Source organism: Streptomyces sp. SCSIO 75703, from assembly GCF_036607905.1.
Taxonomy (GTDB): Bacteria; Actinomycetota; Actinomycetes; order Streptomycetales; family Streptomycetaceae; genus Streptomyces.
Map to the genome: position 1 here is coordinate 3,933,208 of NZ_CP144555.1, position 13,434 is coordinate 3,946,641.

The 13,434-nt window shown below is 75.6% G+C and carries 12 protein-coding genes; 7 read left to right on the forward strand and 5 right to left on the reverse strand.

Features of this window, described 5'->3' with window-relative positions:
* Window positions 1-40 precede the first annotated feature (40 nt).
* Window positions 41-694 (reverse strand): bifunctional DNA primase/polymerase, encoded by a 654-nt coding sequence (locus VM636_RS17305; RefSeq protein WP_338485080.1) that lies wholly within the window; start codon window positions 692-694, stop codon window positions 41-43.
* Between the two features lie 328 nt (window positions 695-1,022).
* Between VM636_RS17305 and VM636_RS17310 the strand changes: the two genes are divergently transcribed.
* Together VM636_RS17310 and VM636_RS17315 are read left to right on the forward strand one after the other, a co-directional pair.
* Window positions 1,023-2,408 carry a hypothetical protein gene (locus VM636_RS17310; protein WP_030419415.1) on the forward strand — a complete coding sequence of 462 codons (1,386 nt, stop codon included), beginning with the start codon at window positions 1,023-1,025 and terminating at the stop codon, window positions 2,406-2,408.
* 198 nt (window positions 2,409-2,606) lie between these two features.
* Entirely contained in the window at window positions 2,607-4,214 is a 1,608-nt protein-coding gene (locus tag VM636_RS17315) for a hypothetical protein (RefSeq protein WP_053914049.1), read from the forward strand.
* Between the two features lie 22 nt (window positions 4,215-4,236).
* Here the strand turns inward: VM636_RS17315 and VM636_RS17320 are convergent, their stop codons facing one another.
* Window positions 4,237-5,565 (reverse strand): ABC transporter substrate-binding protein, encoded by a 1,329-nt coding sequence (locus tag VM636_RS17320; protein ID WP_053914050.1) that lies wholly within the window; start codon window positions 5,563-5,565, stop codon window positions 4,237-4,239.
* Window positions 5,566-5,736: 171 nt separating this feature from the next.
* Between VM636_RS17320 and VM636_RS17325 the strand changes: the two genes are divergently transcribed.
* A complete protein-coding gene (locus tag VM636_RS17325) occupies window positions 5,737-6,183 on the forward strand; it encodes a hypothetical protein (protein ID WP_051821246.1) in 447 nt (148 codons plus the stop codon).
* Window positions 6,184-6,229: 46 nt separating this feature from the next.
* A complete protein-coding gene (purU, locus tag VM636_RS17330; protein ID WP_030419411.1) occupies window positions 6,230-7,111 on the forward strand; it encodes a formyltetrahydrofolate deformylase in 882 nt (293 codons plus the stop codon).
* An 86-nt stretch (window positions 7,112-7,197) separates the two neighbouring features.
* Here the strand turns inward: purU and VM636_RS17335 are convergent, their stop codons facing one another.
* Both VM636_RS17335 and VM636_RS17340 read right to left on the reverse strand, forming a co-directional pair.
* The gene (locus VM636_RS17335) at window positions 7,198-8,454 is read right to left on the reverse strand and encodes a zf-HC2 domain-containing protein (RefSeq protein WP_053914051.1); all 1,257 of its coding nucleotides are present in this window, start codon (window positions 8,452-8,454) and stop codon (window positions 7,198-7,200) included.
* Complete coding sequence (locus tag VM636_RS17340) at window positions 8,451-9,056, reverse strand: sigma-70 family RNA polymerase sigma factor (RefSeq protein ID WP_030419410.1); 606 nt, start codon at window positions 9,054-9,056, stop codon at window positions 8,451-8,453. The genes VM636_RS17335 and VM636_RS17340 overlap by 4 nt, the downstream gene beginning before the upstream one ends.
* A 358-nt stretch (window positions 9,057-9,414) precedes the next feature.
* Between VM636_RS17340 and VM636_RS17345 the strand changes: the two genes are divergently transcribed.
* From VM636_RS17345 to VM636_RS17355, 3 genes are all read left to right on the forward strand, one after another.
* Window positions 9,415-9,795 carry an STAS domain-containing protein gene (locus tag VM636_RS17345; protein WP_030419409.1) on the forward strand — a complete coding sequence of 127 codons (381 nt, stop codon included), beginning with the start codon at window positions 9,415-9,417 and terminating at the stop codon, window positions 9,793-9,795.
* A gap of 134 nt (window positions 9,796-9,929) precedes the next feature.
* A complete protein-coding gene (locus VM636_RS17350; RefSeq protein ID WP_030419408.1) occupies window positions 9,930-10,442 on the forward strand; it encodes an EF-hand domain-containing protein in 513 nt (170 codons plus the stop codon).
* 591 nt (window positions 10,443-11,033) lie between these two features.
* Entirely contained in the window at window positions 11,034-11,492 is a 459-nt protein-coding gene (locus VM636_RS17355; protein ID WP_030419407.1) for an ATP-binding protein, read from the forward strand.
* A gap of 661 nt (window positions 11,493-12,153) precedes the next feature.
* On the opposite strand, the gene VM636_RS17360 is transcribed toward VM636_RS17355, so the two are convergent.
* Complete coding sequence (locus tag VM636_RS17360; protein ID WP_030419406.1) at window positions 12,154-13,377, reverse strand: NAD(P)/FAD-dependent oxidoreductase; 1,224 nt, start codon at window positions 13,375-13,377, stop codon at window positions 12,154-12,156.
* Between the last annotated feature and the right edge of the window lie 57 nt (window positions 13,378-13,434).

Sequence of the window (13,434 nt, forward strand, 5' to 3'; positions counted from 1 at the left end):
CCTACGCGGACGTGGGTGCCCCCGGCCGGGCGCGGGCGCGCTACCGGTCCCGGCCGCAGGCGTAGGCGAGGGAGGGCACCAGTTCCTCGGCGTCCGGCAGCCAGCGGTTGGCCGGGGTGGGGCGGCGGGCCCAGAGCACGGCGCCGCGCGTCCCGTAGCGGGTGGGCGGGGCGGCGACGTAGCCGCCCTCTCCGAGCGCGGTCAGGTCCAGGGAGGGCGGCGACCACCCCATCCCGCGTACCAGATCGGCCAGTTTCGCCGCGGCGCCCGGCAGTACGAAGAACCGCATCCTGCGGTCGGGGGCCAGCGTCACCGGGCCGATCGCCCGTTCCATCCGCTCCATCCGTGCGAGCGCGAGGAACCCGGCCGTCTCCGGCACCTCCAGCGCGTCGAACGCCCGCCCCGTCGGCAGCAGGATCGACGCGGCCGGGCGCGCCTGCCACATGCGGCGCACGGTGCTCACGCTGCCGGTCGCCTGCGCGGCCCAGTCCTCGCGCGCCGGGTGCGCGCCCGGCCTGGCGCACGCCGGGTCCCCGCACGAGCACCGCGGCACCCCGTCGGTGGTCTCCAGCCAGGCGCCGGGGACCACCTCCCAGTGGCGTTCCTCGGCGTAACGAGCGGCGGTCTCCAGCAGCGATGCCCCGCGCTGCTGCGGAATCTGGGCGGCCTCGGCCGGCGCGAGAGTGTCTTCCACGCGAAGCTCAACTCCCCTGCTCACGCCGGGTTACGCCCCGCCCGCCGATCCCGCCCCGCGGTCGGTGCCGCCCAGTGCCCGGGGGGTCGTCGTCGCAGGCCGGACCGCCTGCGCGGGGGAGGAGCACCGGCCCGGCCCCGGGGCGCACGGATGCATCCACGGGGGCGCGCGGGAGGTTCCGCGAAGGGAGCTGGGTAGCCAGCTCTGGGGCCGGCGCCGGCCGTTACCCCGGCAATCCTGGCAAGTCTGGCATTGTCGGCACATCGACGGGGCATTGATCTCCCCGGCCGGATCTTTTCGTTCCGCCGAGACAGCATGGGGGTACGCCATGGCCGCAAGGCCTCTCGTCGCGCGGCAGCCCAACGAACGGCTGCAGGCGCTCATTCAGGAAGCGGGCTGCTCGAACGCGGGCCTGGCCCGCCGGGTCAACATGTGCGGGGTCGAGCACGGGCTCGACCTGCGGTACGACAAGACGTCGGTGGCACGCTGGCTGCGCGGACAGCAACCGCGCGGCCGGGCACCGGCGATCATCGCCGAGGCGCTCGGACGCAAGCTCGGCCGGACGGTCACGATCGACGAGATCGGCATGGCCAACGGCAAGAACCTCGCGTCGGGCGTCGGCCTCCAGTTCTCGCCGACGGTGCTGGGAGCCATCGAGCAGGTCTGCGAGTTGTGGCGCAGCGACGTGGGCCGGCGGGACTTCCTGTCCGGTTCGTCCGTCGCCGCCTCGGCGCTGGTCGAGCCCAGCCGCGACTGGCTGATCTCCGCGCCCGACCCGCAGGTGTCGCGGTCGGCCGGTCCGCGCGTGGGCCGGTCCGACGTGGCCGCCGTACGCGCCATGACCCAGGCGCTGGTGGACCTCGACCACGAACACGGCAGCGGGCACGTGCGCCCGGTGGTCGTGCACTACCTCAACAGCGTCGTCTCCGGATTACTGGCGGGCTCCTACCGGGAGGCCGTCGGGCGGGAGTTGTTCGCCGGGGTCGCCCGGCTGACCGAGCTGGCCGGGTACATGGCCGTCGACACCGGCCAACCGGGCCTGGCGCAGCGGTACTACATCCAGTCCCTGCGGCTCGCGCAGGCGGCCGGCGACCGCGGCTACGGCGGCTACGTGCTCGCCGCGTCCATGAGCCACCTGGCCGCGCAGCTCGGGAACCCGCGGGAGATCGCCCAGTTGGCGCGGGCCGCGCAGGAGGGCGCGCGCGGGCGGGTCACCCCCCGCGCCGAGTCGATGTTCCACGCTGCCGAGGCGCGGGGCCACGCGCTTCTCGGGGACGCGAGAGCGGCCCAGGAGTCCGCGGGCCGGGCCGTCGACGCGCTGGCGGCCGCCGACGCGGGCTCCGGGGACGACCCGGCGTGGATCGCCCACTTCGACGAGGCGTACCTCGCCGACGAACTGGCGCACTGCCACCGCGACCTCGGGCAGGCCGACGCCGCGGCCCGCTGCGCCCGGGACGCCCTGGACGGGCACCCCGCCACCCGGGTCCGGCGCCGGGCCATCGGGCAGGTGCTGCTGGCCACCGCGCAGGTGCAGCAGCGCGAGGTCGAGCAGGCGTGCCACACCGCGCTGAAGGCGGTGGACCTCCTGGAGGGGCTGCGCTCGCAGCGCGGCACGGAGTACCTGGAGGACTTCCGCCAGCGGCTGGAGCCGTACCGGGAGGAGGCGGTGGTACGGGAGTTCGGGGCCCGGCTGGATCTCCCTGTGGCGGCGTGAACCGCGGGCGGACGGCGGACGAACGCGCGGCACGCGGCGCGGTGCGCGGCGGAAAGGGGAAAACAGCGTGCCGCGGCCCGGTTTTGTTACTGCGGTCACAGGGAAGGGGAGGAGGCCCGGTGCGGCGTGCCGACGGGCCCGGGGTACCGGTAGCGTGAGCCGACGATTTCGAACGGTCCCCCACGCACAGGAGTCCCGGTGACGCAGAGCGGACAGGGCGAGGAGCCCTCGGCGCGGCCCGCGCACGAAGGCATCGTGCTGCCCTCGGACGGTGGCGAGCCCCTGCTGCCGGGCTCGGCGGGCGCCTCCGCCGGACCGCAGGCCGGCCCGCCCGCCCCCGCCTCGGCGCCGCCCGGCGGCCAGACCTGGGACCAGCCGTGGGGGCCCGCGCAGCCCGGACAGGCCCCCGGCGCCGACCAGGGCTGGCCCACCCCGCCCGGTGCCCAGCCCTGGGGCGCCCCGGAGGTCGGCGCGCAGGCGTGGTCCGCGCCCCCGCCGCAGGCCCCGGGCGCGTTGCCGCCCCAGGCGCCTCCGGGCCCGCTGCCCCCGGAGGACGCGGGCGTCCCGGGCTACGGGGCACCGGCCTACGGCGCCCCGGCCCCGTACTACCCGCCGCACGACCCGCACGACCCGCACGGCTCACCCGGCCCGCACGGCTCACCCGGCCCGCACGGCGGTCACGGCCCACAGCACGGCGGGCACGGCCAGTACGGCGGCCAGGCGTCCGTGCCGCCCCCCGCCGACGAGGGCGCCACCCGGTTCCTGCCGCCGGTGCCGATATCCGACGAAGGGGCGACGCAGTACATACCCCCCGTCGGACCGGGCGCCCTGCCCCCCGAGCAGCCCCCCGGAGCAGACGCCGACGCGACCCAGTACATCCCGCCGGTCCCGTCCGGACCGGCCCCGCACGGCGGCTCCGACGCCGAGGCCACGCAGTACATCCCGCCCGTCCCCGGCGGCCCCGCCTACGGTGACGAGGGCCGGCAGCCGCCCGCCGAGTTCGACAACCTCTTCCGCGGCGCCGACGGCGGCTCCTCCTCCACCCAGCAGATGCCGGTCATGGACGTACCCCACGCCATGCCCCCGGCGGGCGGCCCCGGCCGTCCCCCGGGCCGTGGCGGCGGCGGACGCAGACGCGGCGGCGACGGCGGCCGGGGCGGCGGGGGCCGTACCGGTTCGCGCGCCCCGCTCTTCGCGGCCGTCGGTGTCGGCCTCGCCGTCGTCGGCGTCGGCGCGGGCGCCCTGATGGCCGGGGGCGGCGACGACCGGGCCGACGGGCAGACGGTCTCCGCCACCGCGCCCGTCTCCGCGGAACCCGAGAGCCCCGCCCCGTCCGAGCCGCCCGCCGACCCGGCCCGGGAACAGGCCGAGGCGCTGGACAAGCTCCTCGCCGACAGCGGCAGCAGCCGCGCCACGGTGATCCAGGCCGTGGCGGACGTGAAGTCCTGCAACAACCTGGAGCAGGCCGCCGAGGACCTGCGCGAGGCCGCCGCGCAGCGCGCCGGGCTGGTCACCAGCCTCTCCGAACTCTCCGTGGACCGGCTGCCCCGGCACGCCGAGCTGACCGACGCCCTCACCAAGGCGTGGCACGCCTCGGAGGCGGCCGACAACCACTACGCGGCCTGGGCCGACCAGACGGCCGGCAAGAAGGGCTGCAAGAAGGGCAAGGCCCGCACCACCTCCGAGACCCAGGCGGGCAACCGGGAGAGCGGCACGGCCACCGCCGAGAAGGCCAAGGCCGCCAAGCTGTGGAACGCCATCGCCCAGCGGTACGGCCTCACCCAGCGCGAGCCCACCCAGCTCTGACCCGGCGCCGGGCCCGCCCGGGTCAGCGGACCCGGGCGCTGCGCAGGATCGGCGTCGTGTCGAGGGTGCCCTCCCGGGCCGAGACCAGCCGGCCCTCCCGGACGACGTGCAGGGTGACCTCGGCGTTGACCAGCCGCGGGAAGCCGACCGAGGCCAGCTTGTCCTGGAACCGCCAGCGCAGCTTCGGTGTGAGCCCGCCGGTGCCCACCGACAGCCCGCCGTTGAGCGCGCGGGTGAGGGAGGACGCGCTCACCCCGTCCTCGGGGGAGCCGAGCGACTCGACGATGCCGCGCAGGACCGTGTAGGCGATCCAGGTGGTCTGCACCCCGGCGTCCGCCGGGTCGACGGTGTTGTCGCCGAACGCCTCCTCCTGGATCACCTCCTTCATCGTGTCCCAGCCCGGGTCGTCCACCGGCGGGTACCAACCGGTCACGTACGCGCCCTCGTAGGGCCCCGACGCGCCGCCCGAGGTGTTGATCGTCGACTGGTCGACGCTGCCGAGCACGGTCGCCGTGCGCACCGCGGGGTGGTCCCGGCGGGCCCGCCGGAAGGAGTCCATGAAGGTGCCGGTGCGGTCCCCGAGGGCGGGCACCACGCACCCCGCGGCGGCCGGGTCGGCGGAGGCCGTCCGCAGCGCCAGGCCGGACTGGCCGTCGTACTCGGTGGCGTCCTCCCGCGCGAGTTGGTCGTGCGCCGCCGCGTGCCCGCCGGAGGTCAGCCCGGCGTCGAGCAGCGGGGGCAACTGGTCGCCCGCGAGGGTGTCGGGACGTACCAGCGCGACCGGCCCGCAGGACTCGGCCAGCGCGCTGCCCAGACCGGCGAGCAGCGCGGGCTGCCCACCGTTGACCGGGTAGGACAGGGGGCTGGTGAACTCGGCGTTGGTGATGCCGTAGCCGCCGAGGTACGGGATGCCGGCGCCCTCCAGCACGGGCAGGAAGGAGTCGGCGTGCTGGCTGTAGGAGCCCACCACGGCGACCGCGCCCTGCTTCACGGCCGCGCGGGCGCAGCGGGCGGCGGAGACCCCGTCGTTGCGGACGTTGCAGGTCAGCACGTTCAGCGGGCGTCCGGCGAGGCCGCCGTGCGCGTTGACCCAGCGGCCGTAGGCGCGGGCGAGGGCGGGCATGCCGGGTTTGTTGGTCGCGTTGGTCTCCTGCGGGGCCCAGGTCATCACGGTGACCGGGGCGTGACCGAGTCCCCCCGTGGTCCCGGGGACGACCCCGCAGCCGGCGGTGAGCGCGGCGGCCGCCGCCAGCGCGCCCGCGGCGGTCCAGCGGCGGGACGGGCCGACGGGGCCCCGGGTGCCGCGGGGGCCGGGGAGGAGGATCCTGCTCAAGCGCTGCCTACCGGTCATGGACCCGCACGATTCCCCCACACGGCCAACCGGCAGGTGACGCTGGGTCGACGCATGGTGACGCCGGGGTGAAGAGCGGGGGCGGCGGGGGCGCCCGGCGGGGAAAACGTACGATCGGTGATCGTGCAAGGTTCGGAGAACACTTCCCGTCGCGGCCGTCGCTCCTCCACCATGGGCGGTATGCCACTCAACGACATGCCCTGGTGGCGCTGGCGCAGCCAGGTGCGCTCCGCGCTGCACATGCTCTCCACCCCCGCCTTCCAGCGGGACGTCTGGCTGGCCGGCGTGGACGGCTACGGGGACGTCACCGACGCGGTGTACCGGCTGGTGGAGGACACCTGGCTGGACCACTGGTCGGCGGAGAAGTACGTGGGCACCATCTTCCGCGACTCCCAGGAGGCGGCGCTCGTCGACACCGCCGTGCTGCGGGTGCTGCGGATCATGCACCAGGTGGGGCCCGACGCGCCGGTGCAGGCGTACCTCGACCACCCGGACTGGCCCGAGGCGGTCCGGGCGGCCCGGGACGCGCACGTGCGGCTCGCCACCGGCGACGGCGAGGACCCCGACACGGAGCCCCGCACCCTGGAGGTCCTCCACCTCCTGACCCGGTCCGCCTAGCGGGACGCCCTCCGGCGCCGTGACCCGGTGTGGGACCCTGTCCCGCATGAACGAGCAGTCCGCCCCCGTCGCCGCCCCGGCCGACCAGTACGTCCTCACCCTGTCCTGCCCCGACAAGCAGGGCATCGTGCACGCCGTCTCCAGCTACCTGTTCATGACCGGCTGCAACATCGAGGACAGCCAGCAGTTCGGCGACCACGACACGGGACTGTTCTTCATGCGGGTCCACTTCTCGGCGGACGCCCCGGTGACCGTCGACAAGCTGCGGGCCAGCTTCACCGCCATCGGCGACGCCTTCCGGATGGACTGGCAGATCCACCGGGCCGACGAGCGGATGCGCGTCGTCCTCATGGTCAGCCGCTTCGGCCACTGCCTTAACGACCTGCTGTTCCGGGCCCGGACCGGCGCGCTGCCGGTCGACATCGCCGCCGTCGTCTCCAACCACACCGACTTCGCGGAACTGGTGGGCACCTACGGCATCCCCTTCCACCACGTGCCGGTGACCCGGGACACCAAGGCGGAGGCGGAGGCACGGCTCCTGGAGATCGTGCGCGAGGAGCGCGTCGAACTGGTCGTCCTCGCCCGCTACATGCAGGTCCTCTCCGACGACCTGTGCAAGCAGCTCAACGGGCGGATCATCAACATCCACCACTCCTTCCTGCCGAGCTTCAAGGGCGCCAAGCCCTACCACCAGGCGCACGCCCGCGGCGTCAAGCTCATCGGCGCGACCGCGCACTACGTGACGGCCGACCTGGACGAGGGGCCGATCATCGAGCAGGAGGTGGAGCGGGTCGGCCACGACGTCACCCCGGACCAACTGGTCGCCATCGGGCGGGACGTGGAGTGCCAGGCACTGGCGCGGGCGGTGAAGTGGCACGCCGAGCGGCGCATCCTGCTCAACGGCCACCGCACGGTGGTCTTCGGCTGACCCGTCGGCCGACCGCCGCCGGCGCCCGTACGCCGCACGGGGCCGTGCGCCCCGGTGACCGTCGCTCCGCGGGACCCGGGCGGGCGCTACATCCGGCTCAGGCTCGCCGCCGCGAACAGCACGTCCCGGATCGCCTCCCGGTCGCCCACCTGCCCGGCCGCCGCGTCCGCCGGCGGTACGTGCCCCGCGGCGAGCCGGCAGAACTCCACGCCGTCCAGGGCGACATGGGCCACCTCGTGGTCGGCGGAGCCCACCGCGCCCGGGGAGTCCAGCGGGATCAGCCACTCGCCGCCGCCCGAGCCCTCGATCTCCAGCCGCAGACTGCGCCCCGGCTCGCCCGCCGGGACCAGGTGCCGGCGGGCCGTGGCGGTGGCGGGCCCTTCCCGGCGGCGGGCCGCGAGCACGGTCGGCAGCATCCGCGCGGCGAGGTCGATCATGCCGTGCAGGTGGCGCGGCGCGGGCGGCTCGTACGGGTAGTCGACGGCCTCGGCGATGTCCTCCGCGTGCACCCAGCACTCGAAGGCCCGGTCCAGCATCGCGTCGCGCAACGGCAGCGCGAAACCGCCGTAGGAGACCGGCATGCCGCCGGTGGCGGGGCCCTCGCCGCCGGTGAAGCCGACCGTCCGCACGATGTCGTGGCTCTGCTCCCGCCAGGGCCGGCGCACCGCGCGGGTGGGCGGCCGGCGCGACGCCCGCCAGTACGCCTCGGTACGGCTCGCGGGCTCGGGCGCCGGCGCGGTGATGCCGGCGAGCGGGTCGGGCAGGCCGAGGGCGAGGGCGACCAGCCCGTCGACGGTGAGCAGGTGGGCGATCACCCCGGCGACGGTGGTGTGCCGGCTCGCCTCGTCGTCCGCCTCGAACCAGCGCAGCCGCACCGGCGCGTGCCACTCGGTGTCCCCGATGTCCTGGAGCAGCGCGTCCAGCCGGGCCGTCTCGGCGTCGTAGGGCGTGGCCCACTCGGGCACCGGGACCCGCGGCGGGCGGCGCTCCAGGCAGCCGTCGAGGACGCGGGTGCGCAACGCCGGGTCCAGGTCGAGGCTCTCCGGCCGCTGGAGCAGCCCGACCGCCTCGCGCAGGCGCAGCGCCTCCTCGGCGCAGCCCTCGCAGTCGCCGAGGTGCGCGTCGACGGCGGCGGCCTCCTCGGGGGAGCAGGCGGCCAGGGCCCAGGCTCCGAGGAGGGAGGTCAGCACGTGGTGCTCCAGGACGGGCGGCGCGGCGGGCGCCGGTGCGGGCAGCGGGCGGGCTCCGCCCTCGGCGGAGGCGCGCGGCAGGGGGACGCGGGGCGCCGGCTCCGGTGCGCCCGCGCCGTCGTACCCCCCGTGCTCGTGGTGCGCGCCGCTCACGCCGCGCCCCCGTAACCGGGCGGGGTGGTGCCCCGATGGCCGGGCGGGGGCCCGGGGGTGGCCGCCTCGCGGGCGGTGGCGAGCAGTTGCAGGCCCAGGCGGAGCCGGCGGCGGGCCTCGTCCTCGGTGACGCCGAGGTCGGCGGCGGTCTGCCGGTAGTCGCGGCGCTGGAAGTAGGCCAGTTCCAGGGCGGCGCGCAGCGGGGCCGGCATGGACTGGACGATGTAGTCGGCGCGGGCGGCGACGGAGGCGTGGCGCACCTTGTGCTCCAGTTCCTCGGCGGTGCCGGGCCCGCCGCGGGCGAGGGCGGCGGTCTCGGCGGCGCGCAGCCGCTGCACGGCCAGGCGGTGGGTGAGCCCGGCGATCCAGGTGCGCAGCGGCCCCTCGGCGGGGTCGTAGGTGTCGGGGTGCTCCCAGACGTGGGCGAAGACGTCGCGGGTGATGCGGTCGGCGGCCGTCTCGTCGCCGAGGACGCGGTGTGCCAGCCCGTGCACGAGCGAGGCGAACCGGTCGTACAGCTCGCCGAGGGCGGCGGCCTCGCCGCGTGCCAGGCGCCGCTGCATCGTGCGGTCCCAGCGCGGCGGGGTCTCCTTCTTCGCCATGCTGCCCCTTCACCCCCGGCTCGTCTCGTGCCCTGTCGTGCCCGTGGTGCTCGTCGTGCGTTCCCGCCGAATGTAATGGGCGGGCGGGACGGCGCACTCCCCTTTGTGCCAATGCGCGCCCCTGGCGGGCTGTCCGTGGTAGGGGCACTTGGCAGTACCCCCGCACGGTCGCTTACCCTCCCTCGTGTGACCGGATTCGATTGAACTGGATCGAAAGCATACGAAACAAGCCGTATTTGATCAGCGTCCGTTTTCTGCCCCGGGTTTGCGGGAACGGCCGGTGGGCAGGTGCGCGGCCAAGAAGCGTAGCCATGGCTTCCGTTTCGGGTGAAACCAGACGTTCCGGCGAATGAAGGGCATGGTGGTGGCGTTCAACGTGACCGGCGGCGAGCGCGGCGAGTGGGCCGTGCTCCAGGTGTCGGGCGAACTGGACATGGTGACCTCACCGGTGCTGCGGCAGCGGGTGCACGGCGAGGTGGCGGAGGGCCGGCACAGCCTCGTCCTGGACCTCACGGAGGTCCTCTTCTGCGATTCCAGCGGGGTCGGCGTCCTCATCGCGTCCCGGCGGCTGATCCGCTCCTGCCAGGGCCGGCTGCGCCTGATCCTGCCCGCCCGCGGGGCGGCCGACGGCTCCCACGTCAACCGGGTCCTCGCCGCGCTCGGCGTCCGCCGGCTCTTCGACGTCCACCCCGACCTCGACTCCGCGACCGGCGACGAACCGCGCCCCCTCTCCGCCTGACGGCACCCCCGCGTGTGACCTGCGCCTCCCCTCACGGGTGGACGGGACGCGATCACGCGGCGGTCCGCGCCCCGGCGTCGTACGCTCCGATCGAGATCACCCTTCGACCTCGACGTAAGGCGGCCAGAGAAGACATGGTCAGCAACGATCACGAGCGCCGGATCGCCGCGCGGTTCGCCACCTTCGACCAGGACGGCAACGGCTGCATCGACCGGCAGGACTTCAGCACGGCGGCCAAGGCGCTGCTCGCCGAGTTCGGCGTCGCCGCCCGCTCCGACCGGGGCCAGGCGCTCTACGACGGCGCCGAGGCGTTCTGGCAGGGCATGGCGGGCATCGCGGACCGGGACGGCGACCAGCGCATCACCCGGCAGGAGTTCGTCACCGGCGCGGTCAAGCGGCTGCGGGACAACCCGGAGCGGTTCGGCGAGATCGCCCGCCCCTTCCTGCGCGCGGCCCTGCGGGTCGCCGCCGCGGACGGCGGCCCCACCGCCACCGTCGCGGACACCGCCCGCGTGCTCACCGTCCTCGGCGTCCCCGGCGAGGCGGCCCGCACGGCCGCCGCGGCGCTCGACACCGACGGCGACGGGCGGATCGGGGAGGCCGAGGTCGTCCCGGCGTTCGCGCGCTACTTCACGGTCCCCGACTAGGTCTTTCGTGTGGATCAGGCCGGATCCTGCGAGCCCGGCGTGATCCGAGCGAGGGGCCCTGGTGCGTCCGACGCGTTCGACGCGTCGCCGAAGGTGGCATTCCGGCGGCGGCCCGGCCGCCGGATGTCACGGATCGTGGCGACAGGGCGTCACGGAGCGTCGACACCGGGTCGTGTCCGGCGCGTGACCCGTCACGGCCCGGAGTCGGCGCCGGACTCCGGTACCTTGGGCGGGATGCGACTGGTCCCGGGCCCCGGCCACGCCGGAGCGGCGGTGGCGACGGCTCCGCCGCCGGCGGCACACGCCTTGTCCCGCAGGGCGGAACGGCCGTCCGCCGCCGCTTGTTCGACTCCCCGCGGCGAGCGTCGCACAGTATGCCGCACGGGTACTCCTTCGCGCGGGAATATGCCCGAAGCGCTTGTTGGCGTGACTGTACGTCAACCATGCTGTCCCACAGGGGGATCACGGTCCGTGATCCCCGAGTCGGCCTTTGTTCTGGCCATGCAGAGAATGGCTACGATCGTGGCCCTCATGAGGCGAGAGCCTTCATGTCCGCCGGTTCGGATGGTGTGAGCGGTGCAGGTGCTTCAAGTGCAGCTGGAGATCCGGCCCGACCCCGCAGAGGTGGGGCGCGCGAGGAGGTGGGCGCGCTCCCGGCTCGCCGCGTCCGTGATAGCGGCGGACGAGTCGCTCGCCGAGACGATGGCCCTGCTCGTCTCGGAGCTCGTCACCAACGCCGTGGTGCACACCGGCCGTCCGGCCGTGCTGCGGCTGCACCTGCCGGCCGAGGCGGCCGACGGGGCCACCGTCCGCCTCGAAGTGGACGACATCAGCGGCCGTGCCCCGGCGCCCCGTTGCCCGAGCGGCGACGCGACCGGCGGCCGGGGCCTCGCCCTCGTCGAGGGGCTCGCCGACCGCTGGGGCTGGAGCCGCGAGGGCGCCGGCAAGCGCGTCTGGTGCGAACTCGACCGCACGGGCGGCACCTCCGCGCCCGCGGCGTGCGGCACCGGCGTCGTGCCGTACGGCGGTCTGGCGTACGAGGCGGTCTGACGCCCCCTCTTCCGGGCCCTGCGGCGGGCCGTGGGGCCCCGGGGTGCGGGCGCCCCGCGCACCGGGGGTGGGCCCCTCGGGTGCGCCGGGGGCACGGACTCCCGTTCCCTCGCGGCGAGATGCTGTGGTGCGCCGGGGCGTGCTTCCGTGCGCGCACCACACCAACCGGGCATACGGGAGGAATACCCCGGGCCCTGTTGACGGATCGTGACCATTTCCTCACGCTGTAGGCAACGATTCGCCGTGAGGGGACGACGAGGGTTCGGTGACGGGAGCCCTCGACGAGTGTGGGTCGTGATGCGGCGTCGCTTCTCCCGGGGGACGACTCGGGGGGTCGGGGAGAAGCCGGGGCGGGAGCGCCGGAGCCGAGTGGCGGCGGGCGGTGCCATGCTCGGGGCGGACATCGCCACGCCGTCGCCGGTGCAGGGGGGGATGGCCGGCGGCCCGCCGTCCACAGCCTGTGGACGACCGTCGCGAACGGGCACGGAGGCCGGGGGCTCCAGGGGGGCGCCTCCGGCCGCCCCGACCGGCGACCGACCCCACCGGGGGGCGGGGCGCGGCGCCGGGCACCTGCCAGGTCGCGCGCTGACGGCGCTGGTCATCCGGCGCCGGCCGGTGCCCGTACCGGCCTGACCTCCGGTCCGCGCGGGCGGGGCGGGGGTCAGCGGGGGAGGCGGGAGACGGGACCCGAGCGGCCCTTGGCGTCCCGGCGGGCGACGGCCCGCGCGATCCGCTCCGCGTCGAGCGCCAACTCGCGCAGCATGCCGCTGATCGGGTTGGTGAAGCCGGTGAAGTACAGCCCGGGGGCCCCCTCGGGGGAGCGGCCCCCGCGCACGGCCGGCCGGCCCCGCTCGTCGAGCACCCCGAGGTGGCCCACCAGCGGCTCCAGCCCGCGGCGGTAGCCGGTGGCCGCGAGGACCACGTCAGGGGCGACGCGCTCGCCGTCGGCGAGGAGCACCTCGCCGTCCTCGAACCCCTCGACGGCCGCCACCACCTCGACCCGGCCCGCGCGCACCGCGGCGATCAGCCCGGCGTCCTGCACCGGTATCGCGCCCTCGGCGACCCGGCTGTAGAGGCCCGTACGGGGGCGCGGCAGCCCGTGCGCCGACAGGTCCGGCACGCTGATCCGGGCCACCGGCCGGGCGAGCCGGTCCACCAGGCCGACCGGCAGCCGCCGCACCAGGACACCGGTGTACTGGGAGGGCCAGCCGGCCGTCGAGCGGCGCAGCAGGTGCGGTGCCGTGCGCACCGCGAGCCGCACCCGCGCGGCGCCGCCCTCGGCCAGGTCCACGGCGATCTCGGCACCGGTGTTGCCGACGCCGACGACGAGGACGTCGCGGCCGGCGTAGGGGGCCGCGTTGCGGTAGTCACGGGCGTGCAGGATCTCGCCGGTGTACGTGTCGCGGCCGGGCCAGTCGGGCAGCCGCGGGGTGTGGTTGTGGCCGGTGGCGACCACGACCGCGGCGCCGGTCAGCTCACGGCCCCCGGAGCCGCGCAGCAGCCAGCCCCCGTCGGGCAGCGGCTCGACGCGGGAGACCTCGACGCCGGTCACGATCTCCAGGTGGTGGTGCTCGGCGTACTTCTCCAGGTAGCGCACGACGTCGTCGCGGGCCGGCCAGCGGCCGAAGCGGCGGGGCATCGGCAGTCCGGGCAGCGAGGACAGGCGGCGGGTGGTGTGCAGCCGGAGCCGGTCGTAGTGGCTCCGCCAGGAGGCGCCCACGCGGTCGGACCGCTCCAGGACGACGGCGCGCAGTCCCCGGGCGCGCAGTTCGTGGGCGACGGCGAGACCGCCGGGTCCCGCGCCGACGACGTACACGGGGCGGTCCGCGGGCGCGGTCCGCGACGGAGCGGAGGGGGGCTCGGCGGAGGCGGAGGAGTCGGCCATGCGCCGAGCGTAATATCGCACCGGTTTGATGGGTATCGGTCAAGACCGAAATCGGTT

Excerpts from the sequence above, each read along its gene's own strand:
- VM636_RS17310 (WP_030419415.1), top strand. The coding sequence starts at position 1,023 with ATGGCCGCAAGGCCTCTCGTCGCGCGGCAGCCCAACGAACGGCTGCAG.
- VM636_RS17320 (WP_053914050.1), bottom strand. The coding sequence starts at position 5,565 with ATGACCGGTAGGCAGCGCTTGAGCAGGATCCTCCTCCCCGGCCCCCGC.
- VM636_RS17325 (WP_051821246.1), top strand. The coding sequence starts at position 5,737 with ATGGGCGGTATGCCACTCAACGACATGCCCTGGTGGCGCTGGCGCAGC.
- purU (WP_030419411.1), top strand. The coding sequence starts at position 6,230 with ATGAACGAGCAGTCCGCCCCCGTCGCCGCCCCGGCCGACCAGTACGTC.
- VM636_RS17340 (WP_030419410.1), bottom strand. The coding sequence starts at position 9,056 with ATGGCGAAGAAGGAGACCCCGCCGCGCTGGGACCGCACGATGCAGCGG.
- VM636_RS17345 (WP_030419409.1), top strand. The coding sequence starts at position 9,415 with ATGGTGGTGGCGTTCAACGTGACCGGCGGCGAGCGCGGCGAGTGGGCC.
- VM636_RS17350 (WP_030419408.1), top strand. The coding sequence starts at position 9,930 with ATGGTCAGCAACGATCACGAGCGCCGGATCGCCGCGCGGTTCGCCACC.
- VM636_RS17360 (WP_030419406.1), bottom strand. The coding sequence starts at position 13,377 with ATGGCCGACTCCTCCGCCTCCGCCGAGCCCCCCTCCGCTCCGTCGCGG.